The sequence below is a fragment of the Pseudomonas sp. NY15181 genome, from assembly GCF_048068055.1.
GTDB lineage: Bacteria > Pseudomonadota > Gammaproteobacteria > Pseudomonadales > Pseudomonadaceae > Pseudomonas.
In genome coordinates this window covers 964,549-986,017 of the sequence record NZ_JBLUPT010000001.1, presented here as the reverse complement: position 1 = coordinate 986,017, position 21,469 = coordinate 964,549, and the positions used below count along the sequence as shown (strand labels likewise).

Here is a 21,469-nt window from a genome sequence, read left to right as displayed (position 1 = left end):
GGGCAAAACAATGACTAGAACCGTACGTATCGGCTGCGCCTCCGCCTTCTGGGGCGACACCTCCACCGCCGCCGCCCAGCTGGTGCGTGGTGCGGAGCTGGACTACCTGGTGTTCGACTACCTGGCCGAGATCACTATGTCGATCATGGCCGGCGCGCGCCTGAAGAACCCCGAGGCAGGCTACGCCACCGACTTCGTCGAAGTGATGACACCGCTGCTGGGCGACATCGCGGCGAAAAAGGTCCGCGTGATCAGCAACGCCGGCGGCGTGAACCCCCAGGCCTGCGCCAGCGCCCTCTCCGCCGCCTGCGAGAAGGCCGGTGTGGCGCTGAAGATCGCCATCGTCCACGGCGACAACCTGCAGCCGCGCCTGGGCGAGCTGGCCAAGGCGGGCATTCGCGAGATGTTCAGCGACGCCCCGCTGCCGCCGATGTGCGTGTCGGTCAACGCTTACCTCGGCGCCCCCGGCATAGTCGAAGCGCTGAAGGCCGGCGCCGACATCGTCATCACCGGCCGCGTGGTGGACAGCGCGGTGGTCAGCGCCGCCCTGGTGCATGAATTCGGCTGGGCCTGGAACGACTACGACAAACTGGCCCAGGCCGCCCTGGCCGGGCACATCATCGAATGCGGCGCGCAGTGCACCGGCGGCAACTTCACCGACTGGGAAAGCGTGCCGGACTACGAGCACATCGGCTTCCCCATCGTCGAGGTGCAGGCCGGCGGCGAATTCGTGGTGACCAAGCCGCAGAACACCGGCGGGCTGGTTTCGCCACTGTCGGTGGGCGAGCAGATGCTCTACGAGATCGGCGACCCGCGCGCCTACCTGCTGCCCGACGTGGTCTGCGATTTCACCCAGGTACAGCTCGCCCAGGTCGGCGAAAACCGCGTGGCCGTCAGCGGCGCCCGCGGGCTGCCACCCACCGGGCAATACAAGGTCACCGCCACCTATCCGGACGGCTTCCGCTGCACCGCCAGCTGCCTGATCGCCGGCATCGACGCCGTCAGGAAGGCCGAGCGGGTCAGCCAGGCAATCATTGCCAAGACCGAGGAAATCCTCATGGAGCGTGGCTGGGGCCCGTACCGCGAGGTAAGCGTCGAGCTGCTCGGCAGCGAGGCCACCTACGGCCCGCACGGGCGCCGCGGCGACAGCCGCGAAATCGTGGTGAAGCTCGCCGTGCGCCACAGCCGCAAGGAGGCGCTGGCACTGTTCTCCCGCGAGATTGCCCAGGCCGCCACCGGCATGGCGCCGGGGCTGACCGGCATCGTCGGCGGCCGCCCCACCGTGTATCCGGTGATCCGCCTGTTCTCCTTCCTGATCGACAAGGACGCCTGCGAACTGGCCGTGGACATCGACGGCCAGCGCCTGCCGGTTTCCCTGCCGAAGATCGATCACTTCGACCCGGCGGCACTGGGCGACGACCTCCCGGTTGCCACGGCAAAGGGCCCGGCCCAGGCCAGCGTGCCGCTGGTGAAGCTGGCCGTGGCGCGCTCCGGCGACAAGGGCAACCACAGCAACATCGGCGTGATGGCGCGCCGGCCCGAATACCTGCCGTGGATCGCCGAGGCATTGAGCGAAGGCGCGGTGGCCGAGTGGATGCAGCACGTGCTCGACCCGCAGGTCGGCCGCGTCAGCCGCTGGCACCTGCCGGGCACCCACAGCCTGAATTTCCTGCTGGAAAACGCCCTGGGCGGCGGCGGCGTCGCCAGCCTGCGCATCGACCCGCAGGGCAAGGCCTTCGCCCAGCAGTTGTTGGAATTCCCGGTGGCGGTGCCGCAAACCATCGCCGATGAAGTGAACGCCCACACCCTGTAGGAGCGAGCTTGCTCGCGAACGCTTTTCGCCCCTGGCAACGACATCAGGCGGTTCGCGAGCAAGCTCGCTCCTACGAAAAGCATGCACAAAGAACGATTGAGCAGGACGAGAACCACAAATGGCATACGACTCGATCTTCAAATCCGGCCTGTTCGACGGCCAGACCATCATCGTCACCGGCGGCGGCAGCGGCATCGGCCGTTGCACCGCCCATGAGCTGGCGGCCCTCGGTGCCCACGTGGTGCTTGTCGGGCGCAAGGCCGAGAAGCTGGAGAAGACCGCCGGCGAAATCATCGAGGACGGCGGCAGCGTCAGCTGGCACAGCTGCGACATCCGCGACGAAGAAGCGGTAAAGGCCCTGGTGGCGCAGGTCATCGCCGAGCGCGGGCCGATCCATCACCTGGTCAACAACGCCGGCGGCCAGTACCCCGCGCCGCTGGCATCGATCAACCTGAAAGGCTTCGAGGCCGTGGTGCGCACCAACCTGGTGGGCGGCTTCCTGATGGCCCGCGAAGTGTTCAACCAGAGCCTGAGCAAGACCGGCGGCAGCATCGTCAACATGCTCGCCGACATGTGGGGCGGCATGCCCGGCATGGGCCACTCCGGCGCCGCCCGTGCCGGCATGGAGAACTTCACCAAGACCGCCGCCATCGAGTGGGGCCACGCCGGGGTGCGGGTCAACGCCGTGGCGCCGGGCTGGGTCGCTTCCAGCGGCATGGACACCTACGAAGGCGCGTTCAAGGCAGTGATCCCGACCCTGCGCGAGCACGTGCCGCTCAAGCGCATCGGCACCGAGTCGGAAGTCTCCGCCGCCATCGTCTTCCTGCTCTCCCCCGGCGCCGCCTTCATCAGCGGCAACACCATTCGCATCGACGGCGCCGCCAGCCAGGGCAGCCGCGCCTTCCCGCTGTCGAAGGCGAAGCCGGGGCAGAGCCGCTCCTACAACGGCTTCCACCGTGCCTATCTACCCGATGTCTTGAAGGATCAGGAGTAAGCCATGCCTGTGATCCAGTCGGAAATCGACGCCCAGGGCGAAGACTTCGCCCGCAACCGCGAGGCCATGCTGGCCGCCGTGGCGAGCTTCCGCGAGGTCGAACAGAAGGTGCTGGACAAGGCCACAGAGGCCAAGCCCAAGTTCGACAAGCGCGGCCAGTTGCTGCCGCGCGAGCGCCTGAACCTGCTGCTAGACGCCGGCGCGCCATTCCTCGAAATCGCCTCGCTGGCCGGCTACAAGCTGCACGACGACAAGGACGGCACCCAGGCCGGCGGCGGCATCATTTCCGGCATCGGCTACATCGCCGGGGTGCGCTGCCTGATCACCGCCAGCAACAGCGCGATCAAGGGCGGCACCATCTCTCCCACCGGCCTGAAGAAGACCCTGCGCCTGCAGCAGATCGCCTTCGAGAACAAGCTGCCGGTGGTGGCGCTGACCGAGAGCGGCGGCGCCAACCTGAACTACGCGGCGGAGATCTTCGTCGAGGGCGCACGCGGCTTCGCCAACCAGGCGCGCATGTCGGCGGCGGGCATTCCCCAGGTCACCGTAGTGCACGGCTCGTCCACCGCTGGCGGCGCCTACCAGCCGGGGCTGTCGGACTACGTGGTGGTGGTGCGCGGCAAGGCCAAGATGTTCCTCGCCGGCCCGCCGCTGCTGAAAGCCGCCACCGGCGAGATCGCCACCGATGAAGAGCTGGGCGGCGCCGAACTGCACGCCCAGGTCGCCGGTACCGCCGAGTACCTGGCGGAGAACGACGCCGACGGCGTGCGCCTGGCCCGCGAAATCCTCGCGGCGCTGCCGTGGAATGCGCAGCTGCCGGCTCGCCCGAAGAAAGAATGGGACGCACCGCTATACGCCGCCGAGGAGCTGCTCGGCGTGGTCCCGGCGGACGCGAAGAAGCCCTACGACGTGCGCGAGATCATCGCGCGCATCGCCGACGGCTCGCGCTTCCTCGACTTCAAGAACGAGTTCGACAGCCAGACCGTCTGCGGCCACCTGCACATCGAAGGCCACGCCTGCGGCCTGATCGGCAACAACGGCCCGATCACCCCGCAGGGTGCGGCCAAGGCGGCGCAGTTCATCCAGCTGTGCGAGCAGAGCAACACGCCGATCCTGTTCCTGCACAACACCACCGGCTTCATGGTCGGCACCGAGTCCGAGCGCCTGGGCGTGATCAAGCACGGCTCGAAGATGATCCAGGCGGTGGCCAACGCCACGGTACCCAAGCTGACACTGGTCGTCGGCGGCTCCTACGGCGCCGGCAACTACGCCATGTGCGGCCGCGGGCTGGACCCGCGCTTCATCTTCGCCTGGCCCAACAGCCGCACCGCCGTGATGGGCGGCGCCCAGGCCGGCAAGGTGCTGCGCATCGTCACCGAGGAGAAGCACGCCAAGGAGGGCAAGGAGCCCGACCCGAAGATGCTCGACATGCTCGAACAGATGACCGCGCAGAAGCTCGACGCCCAGTCCACCGCGCTCTACGGCACGGCAAACCTGTGGGACGACGGGCTGATCGACCCGCGCGACACCCGCGCGCTGCTCGGCTACCTGCTGGACATCTGCGCGGAGGCGGCCGTGCGGCCGCTGAAGAACAACAGTTTCGGCGTTGCACGATTTTGACCGTAGGGCGCATGACGCCCCCGGCGTCATCCGCCATACCTGAATTGAAAGATCCCACGGAGAACAAGAAATGATCTTCACCCAGGAACACGAAGAACTCCGCCGTACCGTGCGCAATTTCGTCGAGCGCGAGATCAACCCCTACGTCGACGAGTGGGAAAAGGCCGGTCGCTTCCCGATCCATGAAGTCTTCAAGAAAGCCGGCGACCTGGGCCTGCTGGGCATTTCCAAGCCGGAGAAATTCGGCGGCATGGGCCTGGACTACAGCTACTCGGTGGTGGCCGCCGAGGAGTTCGGCACCATCCATTGCGGCGGCGTGCCGATGGCCCTGGGCGTGCAGACCGACATGTGCACCCCGGCCCTGGCGCGCTTCGGCTCCGACGAGCTGCGCGAGGAGTTCCTGCGCCCGGCCATCGCCGGCGAGATGGTCGGCTGCATCGGCGTCTCCGAAGTGGGTGCCGGATCCGACGTCGCCGGCCTGAAGACCACCGCGCGCAAGGACGGGGACGACTACGTCATCAACGGCAGCAAGATGTGGATCACCAACTCGCCGTCCGCCGACTTCATCTGCCTGCTGGCCAACACCTCGGACGACAAGCCCCACGTCAACAAGTCGCTGATCATGGTGCCGATGAAGTCCAAGGGCATCAGCGTCAGCCCGCACCTGGACAAGCTCGGCATGCGCAGCTCGGAGACCGCCCAGGTGTTCTTCGACGACGTTCGCGTTCCGCAGCGCTACCGCATCGGCGCCGAGGGCACGGGCTTCATGATGCAGATGCTGCAGTTCCAAGAAGAACGCCTGTTCGGCGCCGCCAGCGGGATCAAGGGCCTGGAGTACTGCGTCAACGCCACCATCGATTACTGCAAGGAGCGCAAGACCTTCGGCCAGGCGCTGATCGACAACCAGGTCATCCACTTCCGCATGGCCGAGCTGATGACCGAGATCGAGTGCCTGCGCGCCCTCACCTACCAGGCCACCGAGTTGTACGTGGCCGGCAAGGACGTCACCCGCCTGGCCTCCATGGCCAAGCTCAAGGTCGGCCGCCTGGCCCGCGAGGTCACCGACGCCTGCCTGCAGTACTGGGGCGGCCAGGGCTTCATGTGGGAAAACCCGGTTGCCCGCGCGTACCGCGACACCCGCCTGGTCTCCATCGGCGGCGGCGCGGACGAAATCATGCTGGGCATCATCTGCAAGCTGATGGGCACCCTGCCGGGCAAGAAGAAGGGCTGACGCCATGACCCTGCCGAACTGCGAAACCCTGCTGCTGGAACGTGACGGCGGCGTGCTGCACGTCACCCTCAACCGCCCGGACAGCCGCAACGCCATGAGCCTGGCGATGGTCGGCGAACTGCGTGCGGTGTTCGCCGCCGTGCGCGACGATCGCGCCGTGCGCGCCATCGTCCTGCGCGGCGCCGGCGGACACTTCTGCGCCGGCGGCGACATCAAGGACATGGCCGGCGCCCGCGCCGCCGGTCCCGACGCCTACGCCGCGCTGAACCGCGCCTTCGGCGGCCTGCTGGAGGAAGCCCAGGCGCAGCCGCAGGTCCTGGTCGCCGTGCTGGAAGGCGCGGTGCTGGGCGGCGGCTTCGGCCTGGCCTGCGTCTCGGACATCGCCATTGCGGCGGCGGACGCGCAGTTCGGCCTGCCGGAAACCAGCCTCGGCATCCTCCCGGCACAGATCGCACCCTTCGTGGTGAAACGCATCGGCCTGACCCAGACGCGCCGCCTGGCCCTCACCGCCGCACGCTTCGATGGCCGCGAGGCGCTGCGCCTCGGGCTCGTGCACCTGTGCGCGGAGAGCGCCGAGAGCCTCGGTGAGCAATTGGCGGAGACACTCGACCAAGTCCGCCGCTGCGCCCCCGGCGCCAACGCCGCCACCAAGGCGCTGCTGCTGGCCACCGAGACCGAAGCACTCGGCCCGCTGCTGGACGACGCTGCCCGCCAGTTCGCCGCCGCGGTGACTGGCGCGGAAGGCGCCGAAGGCACCCTGGCCTTCGTACAGAAACGCAAACCGAACTGGGCGCAGTAGCCCCGAGGAACTCCCCATGCCCAGTTTCGACAAGATTCTCATCGCCAACCGCGGCGAGATCGCCTGCCGGGTGATCCGCACCGCCCACGACCTGGGCTACCGCACCGTGGCCGTGTACAGCGAGGCCGACGCCAACGCCCGCCATGTGCAGTTGGCCGACGAGGCCGTGTGCATCGGCCCTGCGCCCGTGGGCCAGTCCTACCTGAAGCAGGAAGCGATTCTCGACGCGGCGAAACGCACCGGCGCCGGCGCGGTCCACCCCGGTTATGGTTTCCTCTCGGAGAACGCCGATTTCGCCCGCGCCTGCGAGGCCGCCGGCATCGTCTTCATCGGCCCCGGCGTGGAAGCCATCCACCTGATGGGCAGCAAGCGCCTGTCGAAGATCGCCATGCTCGAAGCCGGCGTGCCCTGCATTCCCGGCTACGAAGGCGCGGAGCAGGACGACGCCACGCTCACCCGCGAAGCGCAGCGCATCGGCTACCCGCTGATGATCAAGGCCAGCGCTGGCGGCGGCGGGCGCGGCATGCGCCTGGTGACCCGCAGCGAAGACCTCGCCGAGCAACTGCGCACCGCACGCTCGGAGGCGCAGAACGCCTTCGGCAGCGGCGAACTGATCCTGGAGAAAGCCGTGGTACAGCCGCGCCACGTGGAGATCCAGGTGTTCGGCGACCGCCACGGCCACATCGTCTACCTCGGCGAGCGCGACTGCTCGGTGCAGCGCCGCCACCAGAAGGTCATCGAGGAAGCGCCCTGCCCGGTGCTGACCGAAGAGCTGCGCGCCGCCATGGGCAGCGCCGCAGTGAAGGCGGCTGCGTCGGTGAACTACCTCGGCGCCGGCACCGTGGAATTCCTGCTGGATGCCAGCGGCGCCTTCTACTTCCTGGAAATGAATACCCGCCTGCAGGTGGAGCACCCGGTCACCGAACTGGTCACCGGCCAGGACCTGGTGGCCTGGCAGATCCGCGTCGCCGAAGGCCACCCGCTGCCGCTGACCCAGGAGCAGATCCAGCTCAGGGGCCACGCCATCGAAGTGCGCCTGTATGCCGAGGACGCGGGTAGCGGCTTCCTCCCGCAGACCGGCCAGGTATTGCGCTGGACGCCGCCGCAGCTGGATGGCATCCGCATCGACCACGGCCTGCGCGAAGGCCAGCCGGTGACGCCGTTCTACGACCCAATGCTGGCCAAGGTCATCGCCTACGGTGCCACCCGCGACGAGGCCCGGCGCAAGCTGGTGCGCGCCGTGGAGGACTGCGTGCTGCTGGGCGTGACCGGCAACCAGCGCTTCCTCGCCAACCTGCTCAAGCACCCGGAATTCGCCGCCGGCAAGGCCACCACAGCGTTCATCGGCGAGCAGTTCGCCAATGATCCGAGCCTGGCGCCGCGCCAGCCGCAGCCGCTGGAACTGGCCTGCGCCGCCGCCCTGCTCTACCAAGCGTCGGCCAGTGACCGTGCGCATCAGCCGGGGCTTTCCGGTTGGCGCAGCGCCGGCAGCGCGCCGTGGCGATTCGCGCTCAAGCATGGCGAGGAGAAATTCGTCGTCGAGCTGGACGTCCGCGAGCACGGCACCCAGCCGGCGTTGCTGGCGCGTGTTGGCGATAGCGAGATCGCCCTGCGCCTGCTCGGCGAAGAAAACGGCGATGCCATCCTCGAGGCCGACGGCATCCGCCGCCGCCTGCCCTTCCACCACGATGGCGCGCGACTCTGGCTGTACGGCGCGGACGGCAACCTGGAGCTGCTGGACGTCACCCACGAACCGGCCGGCGCCGCCGCTGGCGCGGCCTCCGGCACGGTGAAGGCGCCGATGGATGGCGCCATCGTCGACGTGCTGGTGGCTGAAGGTGCGCGGGTCAGCAAGGGCCAACTGCTGCTGGTGCTGGAAGCGATGAAGATGGAGCACCCGCTCAAGGCCGGCGTCGACGGCGTGATCCGTCGCGTGCAGGTGAGCAAGGGCGAGCAGGTGAAGTCGCGGCAGTTGCTGGTGGAGGTCGAAGCCGAAGATGCCTGAGCCTCATTTCCCCTCACCCCAGCCCTCTCCCCCAGGAGAGGGGGCCGTTCGGAGCGGAAGGGAGGCACGGCATTCATCCTCGCAGCAGACAGTCCCCTCTCCCTCCGGGAGAGGGTTAGGGTGAGGGCAGGTCCGAGCGCACCAGACACCAGGAAGCACATTTCGTAGGAGCGGATTCATCCGCGACGCCATCCGACAAAGACAACAAGAACACGGAGCACCCCATGTCCCTCAAAGGCAAAACCCTCTTCATCACCGGCGCCAGCCGTGGCATCGGCCGCGAGATCGCCCTGCGCGCCGCCCGCGACGGCGCCAACATCGTCATCGCCGCCAAGAGCGCCGAACCCCATCCGAAGCTCGAAGGCACCATCTTCAGCGTCGCCGGGGAAGTCGAGGCCGTCGGCGGCAGAGCCCTGGCCCTGCAACTGGACGTGCGCGACGAGAACGCGGTGCGTGAAGCCATGGCCAAGGCTGCCGAGCATTTCGGCGGCATCGACGCCCTGGTGAACAACGCCGGCGCCATCAAGCTGGTGGGCGTGGAACGCCTGGAGCCCAAGCGCTTCGACCTGATGTACCAGATCAACACCCGCGCCGTGATGGTCTGCAGCCAGGCCGCGCTGCCCTACCTGAAGCAGAGCAAGGGCCACATCCTCAGCCTGTCGCCGCCGCTGAACATCGCCAACAAATGGTTCGCCCAGCACGGTCCCTACACCGTCACCAAGTACGGCATGAGCATGCTCACCCTGGGCATGCACGAGGAGTTCAAGCGCTACGGCATCAGCGTCAATTCGCTGTGGCCGCAGACCATGATCGCCACCGCCGCCATCGAGTTCGAGCTGGGCAGCCGCGAGGCCTTCAAGCGCGCACGCACCCCGGCGATCATGGCCGACGCCGCCTACGCGATCCTCGCAAGCCAAGGCCGCAGCATCAGCGGCCGCCTGCTGATCGACGAGGAGATCCTGCGCGAGCAGGGCCAGACCGACTTCGAGCAGTACCGCTTCGACCCGAACGGCGGCACCCTGGTGCCGGACCTGTTCCTCGACTGACGGTCCGTAGGGCGCATAACGCGGTACGCGTTATCCGCCGTTCGACGCACCACGGCCAACGGCGGATAACCGCAAGCGGTTATTCGCCCTGCGGCTGCTGCGCCCACACCGTTCAGCAATGGGAAACTTCCCAACTGGCCGTCTGGCCATCCCCTCCTAGACTGCGATGAACGCCTCGCCGGCGTGTTTGCCGATCTGCCCTGCGCCGCACGCGCAAGGGCCATAGCCGGTAGCCAGGGAGCATCCTAGAGTCGCGCAGCAACGTCTGCACGCCACGGACAACAATGACAACAAGGGCACGCGTCAATGAGCCACGCTGATCTGATCACCCCGACCCGCTTCCTGGCCCACCTGCCGGCTACCCTCGGCCGCGTGCCGCGCATGCTGCGCGGGCTGTACTACACCGGCATCCGCAACCGCGAGAAGAACCTCTCCCTGGGCTGGGCCCTGGAGCGCGCTGCACGCCTGTACCCGGACAGCCCGGCACTGATCGACGAACGCCGGCGCCTGTCCTATGCCCTCTTCAACGGCTGGGCCAACCGCCTGGCGCGGGCCTTCCAGGCCGAAGGCGTGGGCCACGCCAGCGTGGTGGCAGTGATGCTGGAGAACCGCGCGGAGCTGATGGTGGTGCTCGCCGCCCTGGCCAAGCTCGGCGCCATCGGCGCACTCGTCAACACCACCCAGCGCGGCCAAGTGCTCAGCCACAGCCTGAACCTGGTCAAGCCCAGCCACTTCGTGGTCGGCGAGGAACTGCGCGAAGCCTTCGAAGACGTCCGCCCTGTGCTCGAAAACAGCGGCGGGCGCTGCTACTGGGTGGCCGACGGCGACACCCTGAGCGAACCCAGCCAGCCGCCGGTGGGCTGGCACAACCTGATGCGCATGGCCCAGGAACAGGGCTCGACCAACCTGGCGGAAACCGCCCTGGTACGCCTGAAGGATGCCTGCTTCTACATCTACACCTCAGGCACCACGGGCCTGCCGAAGGCCTCGATCATGAGCCACGGCAAGTGGATCAAGGCCTACGGCGGCTTCGGCCATTCAGGGCTCGGCCTGACCACCAGCGACGTGCTCTACCTGACCCTGCCCTGCTACCACAACAACGCCGTCACCGTGTGCTGGAGCGCGGCGCTGGCCGGCGGCGCGGCCATCGCCCTGCGCCGCCGGTTCTCCGCCAGCGCCTTCTGGAAGGACGTGCAGGCCTACCAGGCAACCTGCTTCGGCTACATCGGCGAACTCTGCCGCTACCTGCTCAACCAGCCGGAATGTCCGGAGGAGCGCGGCAACAGCCTGACCTGCATGATCGGCAACGGCCTGCGTCCGTCGATCTGGAACGAGTTCAAGGCGCGCTTCGGCATCGAGCGGATCACCGAGTTCTACGCCTCCAGCGAAGGCAACATCGGCTTCACCAACGTCTTCAACTTCGACAACACCGTGGGCTTCTCCCCGGCCACCTACGCCATCGTCCGCTACGACCTGGAGAACGACCAGCCGGTGCGCGGCGACAAGGGCTTCATGGAAAAGGTCGACAAGGGCGAGGCGGGCCTGCTGATCAGCGAGATCAGCGACAAGTGGCCGTTCGACGGCTACACCGACCCGTCCAAGAGCGAAGCGGCGATCTTCCGCGACGTGTTCAAGAAAGGCGACGCCTGGTTCAACACCGGCGACCTGATGCGCGACATCGGCTTCAAGCACACCCAGTTCGTCGACCGCCTGGGCGATACCTTCCGCTGGAAGGGCGAGAACGTCTCGACCACCGAGGTGGAGAACGCCCTGGGCGCCTTCCCCATGGTCGAGGATGCGGTGGTCTACGGCGTGGAGATTCCCGGCACCAACGGCCGCTGCGGGATGGCCGCGCTGCGCCTGCGCGACGGCGCCAACCTGGACGGCACGCAACTGGCCGAACACCTTGACCGCGAGCTGCCGGCCTACGCCGTGCCGCTGTTCCTGCGCCTGCTGCAACAGGTGGAGACCACCGGCACCTTCAAGTACAAGAAGACCGACCTCAAGCGCAGCGCCTACGACCCGGAGCAGGTGAGCGAAGCCCTGTTCGTGCGCCTGCCTGGCGAGGCCAGCTACCGGGCATTGGATGGCGGCCTGTTCGAGGCGATCCGCCGCGGCGAGCACCGATTCTAAGCAACCGTAGGGCGTACAACCGTTCGCGGTTGTACGCCGTTATGCCGTGCGCATAGTCGGGCCGTGGTCAGGTCCGAAGCCCCTGGAAATCGGAACTCCGTGGCCAGTCCCGGAGTGCTCTTCGGCCATGCTCAAACGGCGTATGACGTCGAACGTTATACGCCCTACGCCTCGGGAATCCTGGTGCCGGATTGATGCTTCATCACGGGCAGAGTCCGCTCCTACGAGATACATCTGCACTCGGGTCGGCCCTCACCCTAACCCTCTCCCAGGGGGAGAGGGGACCGTTCGGCGCAGGGTCAAATCGAGGTGTCAGCCGGCACGGACAGCTCCCTCTCCTGGGGGAGAGGGCTGGGGTGAGGGGGAGCGCAGGCACGGATTATCCAGAAGAAGACAGTTGCTCCTACAAGAGCGGGTCGGCGCGAGTGCCGGACGGCTATTCGTAGGAGCGGACTCTGTCCGCGATCAGCCTCGCAGCTCACGCCAAAGTCTCAGCAGAGTGCAGATCAGTTGCGGAACTGGAACTGCAGCTCCGCGCCACGGATGTCCGAGTGCCAACTGTCGTCGTTGGTCTCACGCTCGTTGCGTTCGCGCTGGATCAATCGTCCGCCGACCGCGAACGGGCTCTGATCCGTCTTCTCCTCGAACATCGGCGGCAACAGCGGCTTCTCTTCCAGCTCCGGCACCGGTTTGTCCGGCTGCAACTGATGCACCAGATCCCTGGGCAGGCGCAGGTCCAGCTTCACCGGCGGCAGCGGCTGCTTGAGAGCGGGATCGAGCGCCGGCTTCTTCGCCGTCCTCGCCTTGGGGTCAGCCTTGGTCTGGTGCCTGGCAGGCGCTTTCGCTTCAGGCCTGGTTGCCGCTTCGACGGCCGGCGCCTTGGCCGATGCCACCGGCTCAGCCGCAGCCGGCTTCGGTGCAGGCGTGGGGGTTGGCGCCGGCGCCGCGGCGGGCTGCGCGGGCGGAGGAGGGCTTTGGGCCTTGTCCTTGTGCTCGTCGCCACAGGCGGCAAGCAGCAGTGTCAGACAGGCGGCAAGGAGGATTCGGCTGGACGTCATGATCGGGCAGGCGGAAAAAAACGCGCAATGCTGGCGCGAGTCAAACGCTATGGCAAGAGGCCAGTTATCACAAACCTTTGCCGTTACCCCATGAGTCTGTCAGAGGCCGCCTTGCGGCGGCCTGTCATCGGTCAAGGCTTGGCCGGCAGAGCACGCAGCGCGGCGTCGATGTCCAGCTTCGGGAACTGCAGTTGCAAGGCCTGGCGCAGCGCGCGCGCTTCATCCTCCCGCCCCTGCTCCTGCAGCACACGCAAACGCAGCAGGCTGGCCTGGGGCTCTTCCGGCGCCACGGCATCGGCCATCACAGCGCCGGATGCAGCCTCCTCCGCCAGCGCACCGGACGCCTTCGCCGCAGGCGGAGCCGCATGTTGCTGGTTGGCCATGCCGCGGGCGACGGACTCGGCCTTGCGCTTGGCTTCCATTGGCTCCGTGGCGGGAGGCGCGGCGGGCGCCATCGCAGGGGCTGGCGCTGGCGCCGCGCGCATCATGGCAGGTGCGACGGGAGCATCGAATCGTTCGGACGCATCCTCGAAGGTGCGCATGGTCAGGCTCAGGCCGATCCCCAGGGTCGCCAGGCCAGCCACGGCGACACCCCAGCGCTGGCGGCTGCCGGTGCCCAGCAGCCAGTGGCGCAGGCGCTCGGCGAGGCTCGGCTTGCGCGCCTGCACAGCGGCACGGGCGGCGGCCAGGATGCGCGCGTCCAGCTGCGCCGACGGCTGCTCGTCGCTATGCCGGCGGTAGTGCTCGAGCAGTTCCTGCTCGTGCGGATCGCGGTTCATGGGCTCACCTCCTCGGTCGCCGCCGGGTCGGACAGCAACCGGCGCAGTTTCTGCATCGCGTAGCGCAGCCGGCTCTTCACCGTCTCGGCCGGGGTGCGCGTCAGCTCGGCAATCTCGTTCAGTTCCAGGTCGCCGTGGGCACGCAGCAGGAAGACTTCGCGCTGCTCCTCCGGCAGCGCCTCCAGTGCACCCCGCAGGCGCTGCTGGTCGCGACTCAGGACCAGTTCGCGCTCGGGGTCCTCGCTCTCGCCGGACAGCGCATCGCCGTGCAGTTGCTCGTCGAAACTCTCCTGGTGCCCCTGGTGCCGGCCCTGCTTGCGCCAGTGGTCGATCAGCCGGTTGCGGCCGATCTGGTACAGCCAGGTCTTGAAGCTGGCCGCACCCGGCTGGCTGTCGCTGCGGACCAGGCTCAGCCAGGCTTCCTGGAAGACTTCCTCGGCCTGCGCGCTGTCGCCGCACAGACCGCACAGGAAGCGGAACAGGCCGAGGCGATGACGAGCGTAGAGCTCGGCGAAGGCCTCGGCGTCACCTTGTCGATAACGCCGCAGCAGCGCGGCGTCACTGTCGTCCCTGAGGGGTATGTTCACATCACTCGATCCGTGCCTGTTCGGGTACCGGGGTCTGCAGGCTCTGCGCCAGCTCGGCGAGCTGGACGAACTCGCCGCGCAGGCCGAAGCGGTCCTCGCCGCGCGCAGCGCGAGCCAGCTGCACAGTATCGCCGATGTCGAAGGCGCCGGTGTAGCGACCACCCTCCAGTTGCTGGGCGAAGGCGGCCACGGCGGCGGCGAAGCGCAGGTCATCGCTGGCCTGGGCGATGCTCGCACGCTGCTCGGCGGCGCGGATCGGCCGCTCGATCAACTGGCTGGCGCCACCCTGCGGGCCCTTGTAGCGCACGCGCAGCAGGGCAAGTTCATCGCCCTTGGCGTCGGACTTTGCCGCGCTGTTCTGGTAGCGCAGCGGCTCCAGCCAACCCTTGCCGCCGGCCGGGACTATCTCGTAGAGCGCGGTGACCGTGTGCCCGGCGCCGATCTCGCCGGCATCCACCTTGTCGTTGCTGAAGTCCTCGCGCTTGAGCGCGCGGTTCTCGTAGCCGAGCAGACGGTACTCGCTGACCTGGGCCGGGTTGAACTCAAGCTGGATCTTCACGTCCTTGGCGACGACCGCGAGGGTCGAGCTGAGCTGTTCCACCAGCACCTTGCGCGCCTCGCGCAGGTTGTCGATGTAGGCGTAGTTGCCGTCGCCGGCGTCGGCCAGTTGCTCCATGAGCTGCTCGTTGTAGTTGTCCACGCCGTAGCCGAGGGTGGTCAGCGAGACACCACTGCGACGCTTCTCCGCGGCCATCTGTTTGAGCGTCTCGAAGTCGCTGATGCCGACATTGAAGTCGCCGTCGGTGGCCAGCAGGATGCGGTTGATACCCTTGTCCAGGTAGCCCTTCTGCGCCATCCGGTAGGCCAGCTCGATGCCCGAGGCGCCCGCCGTGGAGCCGCCGGCCTGGAGCTGTTCGATGGCGTTGCGGATGGCCGCCTTGTCGCGCCCGGAAGTCGGCTCCAGCACCACCCGCGACTCGCCGGCGTAGACCACCAGGGACACCTTGTCCTGCTCGCGCAGCTGGTCCACCAGCAACTTCAGGGTGCTCTTCACCAGCGGAAGGCCCTCGCGGCGATCCATGGAGCCGGAGACGTCCACCAGGAACACCAGATTGGCCGGCGGCAGTTCGGCAACGCTGCGGTCCGAGGCCTTGATGCCGACGCGCAGCAGGCGGGTGTGCGGATTCCAGGGCGTGGGCGCAAGCTCCGTGGTGATGCCGAACGGCGATGCGGCATCGCTGGGCAGTGCGTAGTCGTAGGGGAAGTAGTTGACCATCTCCTCCAGTCGCACCGCGCCCGTGGGCGGCAACCGGCCCTCGTTGAGGATGCGGCGGACGTTGGCGTAGCTGCCGGTATCGACGTCGATGCTGAAGGTGGAGACCGGGTCCTGGGCGACGGCGTGCACCGGGTTGTCCGGCAGGGTCTGGTACTGCTCGCGGGGCACGTCCACGTAGCCGGACTGCTGCATGTCCGCCATGGGGGCGGGCGCAATGCTCGCCAAGGGCGCCTGGGCGACGTAGCCGGTGGAGCGCTCCTGCTTGGCACTCTCCGCCAACTGCGGCGGCGGACTCGCAGGCGTGGCGACGGGCTCGATCTGGATGGCGTCGGTGCTCGCGGCGGCTTTCTGCTTCGATTCACCCTCGCGGGAAATACCGCAGCCGGCGATGGCGATCAGCAGACCGATGGCGAAGCCCTGGGCGGCAGGGCGAAGGAAGTGAACGGGAAGCGACATGGCGGCGGCCTCGTGGAGGGATTCAACTCCTCAGACGAGGCGGCGCGGGGAAACGGGTTAAAGCGATTTGATCCTCAGCGTAGGGTGTATAACGCTCCGCGTTATACACCGATTGGCCTTGGCATCCTCGCGCGCCGGGCCCAGCCCTGGCATTGGCGGCCGGTCATGGTGTAACGGCGTACAACCGCGAACGGTTGTACGCCCGACGCCAAGTGGACCATCGTCCGGTGGAATCAACGATCAGGCCGCGATCAGCCCTTCCTGGCACAGCTGGCAGGCCAGCATGCCGAGGGTCATGATCGCGCGCTCCGCCTCGCGGTCCCAGGGGATGCCGCAGGTCAGGCGCAGGCAGTTGTTGAACTGCTCGGTGTTACTGAAGATCAGGCCCGGCGCGATGCTGATGCCCTGCTCCAGCGCGCGCACGTGCAGCTCCTTGGTGTTCACCTTGGCCGGCAGGCTGACCCAGAGGATGAAGCCGCCCTTGGGCCGGGTCATCTGCGTGCCTTCGGGGAAGTACTGCTGCACCGCCAGCTGGTAGGCGGTCATGTTCTTGCGGTACTCCTGGCGGATGTAGCGCAGGTGTCGGTCGTAGCCGCCGTTCTCCAGGTAGGCCGCCACGCCCATCTGGGTGACGGTGCACGCCGAATGGGTGGTGAAGGTCTGCAGGCGGCGGATTTCCTCCTGGTAGCGCTCGGTGATGATCCAGCCGATGCGCACGCCGGGGGAAATGGTCTTGGAGAAGCTCGAGCAGTACACCACCCGGCCTTCACGGTCGTGGGCCTTGAGCGCCTTGGTCTGGCCCTGGTCAAACATCAACTCGCCGTAGATGTCGTCCTCGATCACCCCGATGTTGTGCTCGGCGGTGAGCTTGAGCAGTTGCTTCTGACGGTCTTCCGGGATGGTGCCGCCCAGCGGGTTGCTCAGGCGCGGGGTCAGCACCAGCGCCTTGATCGGCCACTGGTTGGCGGCCAGTTGCAGCGCTTCCAGGCTGATGCCGGTGAGCGGGTCGCTGGGGATCTCGATGACCTTGAGGCCCAGGATGTCGGCCAGTTGCAACAGGCCGTAGTAGCTTGGCGACTCCGTGGCGATCAGGTCGCCTGGACGGGTCATCACCCGCAACGCCATATGGATGGCATCCACGCAGCCGTGGGTGATGGTCACTTGGGTCGGATCGACCACCACGCCGGCATCGCGCATGCGGATCGCCACCTGGCGGCGCAGCGGCTCGTAGCCGGGGCTGAACATGTAGCTGAAGGCGCGCGGGCTGGAAAAGCGGGTGACCTTGGCCAACTGCTGGTGCAGTGCACGGACCGGGAGGTAATCCACGTGCGGCACCGCGGCGCCCAGCGGGAACACGCCTTCGCGGCGCGCCTCGGCGAGCACCTGGTTGATGATGCTGCTGCGGGTGACCAGGCCCGGGCGCTCCACCCGGGCGATTTCCGGGGTCGAGGCGGTCAGCGCCGGCGTGCGGTGCACGTAGTAGCCGGACTGCGGGCGCGCGCGGATCAGGCCCTGGTCTTCGAGGGTGGCATAGGCCTGCAGCACCGTGGCGTGGCTGACGTTGAGCTGGGTGCTCAGCTTGCGCACGGACGGCACGCGTTCGCCCGGCTGGTAGACGCCACGGCGGATGTCTTCGGCCAGTTGCTGGGCGATGCGCTGGTACAGAAGCAGATTGGACATGACGGCCATCCCTCGGTCATTGGACCGAAACAGTAGCTAAAAAGCCTCAACTGTTCCAGAACAGTGACAGGGATTGTGCGCGTTACAGTTACCGCTGACCAGCGCTGCGTGCTGCGTCAGACCTCGCCGAGCCAGTCCAGTACGCCGAAGGCGACCAGTTGGGCATCACTGGTCACGCCGAGCTTCTGCATGGCGTTGCGCTTGTGGGTGCTGATGGTCGAGACGCTGCGGTTGGTGCGCTCGGCGATCTCGCCCACGGTGGCACCGTGGGCCAGGCGCCGGATGATGTCCATCTCGGTGGGGCTCAGCGGCCGACCGGTGTGGCGCGGTTGGCGCAAGGTCGGGTCGATGAAGGTGTCGCCACGGCGGACGCGCTGTATGGCATCGGTGAGCACGCTCAGGGCACTGCGCTTGCAGACATAGCCCAGGGCGCCGCACTTCACTACCGACGCGGCCATCAGCGGCGCGCCGAGCAACGAGTACACCAGGATCTGTATGCCGGGGTAGTGGCGGCGCAACCATTCGATCAGGTGAACGCCATCGCGCCCACGCTCGCCCGGCAACGCCATCTCCATGATCAGCAGGTCGGTATCGGTCCATTCGCTCAAAGCGGTCAGCAGACTCTCCGTGTCGCTGACATAGGCTTTCACCTGAGCGTCGCAGTGTTCGGCCAGATAATGTTCCAGCCCCCAACCAATCATCGGTTGGGCATCAGCCACGATCACGTTCAGGGTCTTTTTTTCGGACAGCATTTACGTCTCTCGCTGGTGACTCCCCAGCATGGGGATTAGTCGCACGGGTACATTTTCGCCAACGCCACCCTCGAATAATTTCGAGATGCCCATGCAAAAAGCCCCGTAGCGGGGAGCTCCGGGGCTTCATTTGCAACTCGATGTGACCGGGTGTGCTCAGCGCTCGGCGCCCAACTGGCCCTTTTCGTCAGAGAAGACGATCTCGACCCGGCGATTCTGCGCCCGGCCCAACGACGAGGCATTGTCCGACACCGGATAGGTCTCGCCGTAGCCTTGCACCTGGATGCGCTTGGCATCGACGCCCAGGTCGGACAGGGCGTCAGCCACCGACTGCGCGCGGTCCTTCGACAGTTGCTGGTTCAACTGCTGGTCGCCATCGCTGTCGGTATAGCCTTCGATGCGAATCACCCGGCGCGGGTTGAGCTGGAGGAACTGCACCACCTTGAGCACGGTGCGGTTGGCGGCGGGCTTGAGGTCGGCCTCGCCGCTGTCGAACAGCACGTCGCCGAGGGTCAGCACCAGGCCGCGCTCGGTTTCGTTGGTGGCCAGGCTGACCATCTGCTGTTCCAGCCACTTGTTCTGTTCCTGCACGTTGAGCAGCCGCGCCTCGCGCATGGCCAGTTGCAGGCGCTCGCGCTCGAGCTGCTGCTTGGCCAGGCGTTCCTGGTTCAGCGCGTAGTTGCTGTGCTCGCGGGCAATCTCGCTGTAGCGCTGGCTGAGATAGGAATACTGCAGCACGTCGTCGCTGCTGCCCCAGTAGTTGGACAGGCGCTCGGCACGTGCCAGCGATTCACCGGCGCGGATGACGTCCTTGGGCGCGCTGCGCAGCACCGCGGAATCTTCCTTCACGGACTGGAACTGGGTGCGCGCCTGCTCCAGGGACTTTTCGCTCAACTGGCTGTTGGCGCAGCCCGCCAGCATGACCACGGAGCCCAGCGCCAGAAAACGCAACAGTTGCAGCGAAGTCATTGCGCTTCTCCCAACTGTTTACGTAGGCGATTGATGCTCTTGTTCTGCTCGGCCAGCTGATCCGCACTCTTGCGCGTCAGTTCCTTGGCCTCGGCGAGGCGGGCATCGAGTTCGGCCTGCTCGGCGAGCTGCCGTGCCTTCTTGTTCGACGCCACCGCCAGGGCGCCCTTGGCGGCCTGGTACTTGTCCTCGGCGAGCTTCAGCTCGGCTACGTCATCCGTCGCGCCCACCGCCTTGGCCTGTTCCAGCGCCTGCTCGGTGAGGCGCATCTGCTCGGTGGGTGCAGGGTCGTTCGTTGCGCAACCGGCCAGGGCAAAAAGAGCCAGACCGGCGGCCATCATCCGTCGATTGATCACGAAATCTGTTGTCCTACTGGGTGGGAGTGCTGGCGGGCTGCAACTGCTGCCCCTTCCAGCGGGCCAGGTTGTCCTGCAGCAAGCGCTGCGGGACTCCGGCGGCCGTCAATTCTGTCATTTTTTTCGCCAGTTGTCCGCGCAGCCAGGGGTCGTTGCAGGCCGAGTTGTGCGCCAGGGTGAGGTACAGACCCTCGCTGGAAACCGGCGGCTCCAGTGGCTGGAGGTCATCCACCATGCCGAGGGTAGCGGCCACCGCCAGGCCCGGATAGTGCTCGTAGATCACATAATCGGAACGCTTGAGCAGCAGCTTCTGGAAGGCCTGGGTGAGGCTGGGCACCTCCTCCAGGGTCAATTGCTGCTTGGCGAAGCTGTCGAAATCCGCACCGAAGCTGTTGTTCACCAGGGTGCCGCCCTTCAGGCCGCGCAGGTCCTCCCAGCGCGTATAGGGTAAGGTGGCATCCTTGCGCGTCCAGACCACGCTGTCAGTGCTGAGGAAGGCGGGATGGACGTAATCCATGGTCTCCAGCCGCTCCGGCGTCAGGAAGGCGCCGGCGATCAGATCGACGCGCCCCAGCCGAGCTTCCTCCTGTGCCCGAGCCCAGGAGCCGGTGTAGATCACCCGGATGTCCACGCCGATGGCCTTGCCAATCTGCTCCAGCAGGTCGGCATTGGCGCCGATCAGGCGCTCGGGCTTCATCGGGTCGCGCCACAGATACGGCGGGTACTCCGGGTTGCCGGTGGCGACCAGGCGCTCGCACTTGCCCGCGGCGAGGCCCGCCAGGGAAACCGAAAAGGTCACCAGCAGAAGAGCTGCACGCAGCATCATCGAGTAATGGAGCATGGTTAATCTCGCTTACCGGAAGTAAGAACGGTCATGCTTAGACCTGCAAAGTGCTAGCGTAAAGCACACCATCCCGATTTGGTAATAAGGACTTCTCATGAAGAAAGCCCTTCTGTTCCTCGTCCTGTTGCTCGCCGCCACGGCGGGCGTGTTCTATGCCGTTCCCGCCACGCTGCTGGCCACCGCGCAATTCGCCGAGAGCAGCCGCGCGGGACTGAGCGAGCGCGGACTGACGGTGGACAACCTCGACATCCGCTACTACGAGGGCGGCCCGGACAAGGCCCAGACCATCCTGCTGGTCCACGGTTTCGGCGCCGACAAGAGCAACTGGCTGCGCTTCGCCCGCTACCTCACCAACCGCTACCACGTCATCGCCGTCGACCTTCCGGGCTTCGGCGACAGCAGCCGGCCACAGAACATCAGTTACGACGTCGGCACCCAGGCCGAACGCCTGGCGGACTTCATGCGCGAACTGGGCATCGGCCGCTACCACGTGGTCGGCAACTCCATGGGCGGGCACATCGCCGCCCTGCTCGCCGCGCGCCATCCGAACGAAGTTCTATCGGCCGGCCTGTTCGACAACGCCGGGGTCATGGCACCCCATCAGAGCGAGCTGTTCCAGCGCCTGTTCAAGGGCGAAAACAACCCACTGGTGCTGCGCTCGGTGGAGGACTTCCCCGCCCTGCTCGACTTCGTCTTCGTGCAGCGGCCGCCAATGCCCTCGCGGCTGGAGCACTACGTGGCGGAACGTTCGCTGGAGCGCAGCGCCTTCAACAACATGGTCTTCCAGCAACTGCGCGAACGTTACATCCCGCTGGAGCCGGAACTGCCGAAGATCACCGCACCGACCCTGCTGCTGTGGGGCGATCGCGACCGGGTGCTGGACGTGTCCAGCATCGACGTGATGAAACCGCTGCTGAAGAGACCCAGCGTAGCCATCCTGCGCGATTGCGGCCATGTGCCGATGATCGAACGGCCTGAAGAAACCGCCAGGCTGTATCTGGATTTCCTCCAGCACAGCCAGGCACCGGTCACTGCAGCCAACTGAAGGAGCTGAAAACAGAAACGGCGCCG

The 21,469-nt window shown here is 66.8% G+C and carries 18 protein-coding genes; 9 read left to right on the top strand and 9 right to left on the bottom strand.

Annotation, left to right across the window (positions count from 1 at the left end; genetic code table 11):
- The first annotated feature begins 10 nt into the window (after positions 1 to 10).
- The 8 genes from ACNFBT_RS04520 (at position 11) to ACNFBT_RS04485 (ending at position 11,641) form a co-directional block, all read left to right on the top strand.
- The gene (locus ACNFBT_RS04520) at positions 11 to 1,813 is read left to right on the top strand and encodes an acyclic terpene utilization AtuA family protein (protein ID WP_416746815.1); all 1,803 of its coding nucleotides are present in this window, start codon (positions 11 to 13) and stop codon (positions 1,811 to 1,813) included.
- A 118-nt stretch (positions 1,814 to 1,931) separates the two neighbouring features.
- Positions 1,932 to 2,807 carry an SDR family oxidoreductase gene (locus tag ACNFBT_RS04515; RefSeq protein WP_416746814.1) on the top strand — a complete coding sequence of 292 codons (876 nt, stop codon included), beginning with the start codon at positions 1,932 to 1,934 and terminating at the stop codon, positions 2,805 to 2,807.
- Between the two features lie 3 nt (positions 2,808 to 2,810).
- Complete coding sequence (atuC, locus tag ACNFBT_RS04510; protein ID WP_416746811.1) at positions 2,811 to 4,427, top strand: geranyl-CoA carboxylase subunit beta; 1,617 nt, start codon at positions 2,811 to 2,813, stop codon at positions 4,425 to 4,427.
- Between the two features lie 70 nt (positions 4,428 to 4,497).
- Positions 4,498 to 5,658: a citronellyl-CoA dehydrogenase gene (gene atuD, locus ACNFBT_RS04505; protein ID WP_416746809.1), complete on the top strand. Its 1,161-nt coding sequence runs from the start codon at positions 4,498 to 4,500 to the stop codon at positions 5,656 to 5,658.
- A gap of 4 nt (positions 5,659 to 5,662) precedes the next feature.
- Entirely contained in the window at positions 5,663 to 6,457 is a 795-nt protein-coding gene (atuE, locus tag ACNFBT_RS04500) for an isohexenylglutaconyl-CoA hydratase (RefSeq protein ID WP_416746807.1), read from the top strand.
- A 16-nt stretch (positions 6,458 to 6,473) separates the two neighbouring features.
- A complete protein-coding gene (gene atuF / locus ACNFBT_RS04495; protein WP_416746805.1) occupies positions 6,474 to 8,462 on the top strand; it encodes a geranyl-CoA carboxylase subunit apha in 1,989 nt (662 codons plus the stop codon).
- A gap of 224 nt (positions 8,463 to 8,686) precedes the next feature.
- Positions 8,687 to 9,508, top strand: a complete 822-nt coding sequence (locus ACNFBT_RS04490) for an SDR family oxidoreductase (protein WP_416746803.1) — start codon at positions 8,687 to 8,689, stop codon at positions 9,506 to 9,508.
- Between the two features lie 306 nt (positions 9,509 to 9,814).
- Positions 9,815 to 11,641: a long-chain-acyl-CoA synthetase gene (locus ACNFBT_RS04485; protein ID WP_416746801.1), complete on the top strand. Its 1,827-nt coding sequence runs from the start codon at positions 9,815 to 9,817 to the stop codon at positions 11,639 to 11,641.
- Positions 11,642 to 12,147: 506 nt separating this feature from the next.
- Here the strand turns inward: ACNFBT_RS04485 and ACNFBT_RS04480 are convergent.
- From ACNFBT_RS04480 to ACNFBT_RS04440, 9 genes are all read right to left on the bottom strand, one after another.
- Positions 12,148 to 12,699 (bottom strand): hypothetical protein, encoded by a 552-nt coding sequence (locus ACNFBT_RS04480; RefSeq protein WP_416746799.1) that lies wholly within the window; start codon positions 12,697 to 12,699, stop codon positions 12,148 to 12,150.
- Positions 12,700 to 12,830: 131 nt separating this feature from the next.
- Entirely contained in the window at positions 12,831 to 13,478 is a 648-nt protein-coding gene (locus ACNFBT_RS04475) for a hypothetical protein (RefSeq protein ID WP_416746797.1), read from the bottom strand.
- Complete coding sequence (locus ACNFBT_RS04470) at positions 13,475 to 14,065, bottom strand: RNA polymerase sigma factor (protein WP_416746795.1); 591 nt, start codon at positions 14,063 to 14,065, stop codon at positions 13,475 to 13,477. Before ACNFBT_RS04470 ends, ACNFBT_RS04475 begins: the two co-directional genes overlap by 4 nt.
- 1 nt (position 14,066) lies before the next feature.
- On the bottom strand, positions 14,067 to 15,797 hold the full coding sequence (locus ACNFBT_RS04465) for a vWA domain-containing protein (protein ID WP_416746793.1): 1,731 nt from the start codon (positions 15,795 to 15,797) through the stop codon (positions 14,067 to 14,069).
- A gap of 240 nt (positions 15,798 to 16,037) precedes the next feature.
- Entirely contained in the window at positions 16,038 to 17,477 is a 1,440-nt protein-coding gene (locus ACNFBT_RS04460) for a PLP-dependent aminotransferase family protein (RefSeq protein ID WP_416746791.1), read from the bottom strand.
- A 116-nt stretch (positions 17,478 to 17,593) separates the two neighbouring features.
- The gene (locus ACNFBT_RS04455; RefSeq protein ID WP_416746789.1) at positions 17,594 to 18,229 is read right to left on the bottom strand and encodes a LuxR C-terminal-related transcriptional regulator; all 636 of its coding nucleotides are present in this window, start codon (positions 18,227 to 18,229) and stop codon (positions 17,594 to 17,596) included.
- A 156-nt stretch (positions 18,230 to 18,385) separates the two neighbouring features.
- Complete coding sequence (locus ACNFBT_RS04450; protein ID WP_416746787.1) at positions 18,386 to 19,198, bottom strand: OmpA family protein; 813 nt, start codon at positions 19,196 to 19,198, stop codon at positions 18,386 to 18,388.
- Positions 19,195 to 19,539 (bottom strand): DUF4398 domain-containing protein, encoded by a 345-nt coding sequence (locus ACNFBT_RS04445; protein WP_416747203.1) that lies wholly within the window; start codon positions 19,537 to 19,539, stop codon positions 19,195 to 19,197. The genes ACNFBT_RS04450 and ACNFBT_RS04445 overlap by 4 nt, the downstream gene beginning before the upstream one ends.
- A 28-nt stretch (positions 19,540 to 19,567) precedes the next feature.
- On the bottom strand, positions 19,568 to 20,395 hold the full coding sequence (locus tag ACNFBT_RS04440; protein ID WP_416746785.1) for a substrate-binding periplasmic protein: 828 nt from the start codon (positions 20,393 to 20,395) through the stop codon (positions 19,568 to 19,570).
- Between the two features lie 97 nt (positions 20,396 to 20,492).
- Between ACNFBT_RS04440 and ACNFBT_RS04435 the strand changes: the two genes are divergently transcribed.
- A complete protein-coding gene (locus ACNFBT_RS04435) occupies positions 20,493 to 21,443 on the top strand; it encodes an alpha/beta fold hydrolase (RefSeq protein ID WP_416746783.1) in 951 nt (316 codons plus the stop codon).
- Positions 21,444 to 21,469 lie beyond the last annotated feature (26 nt).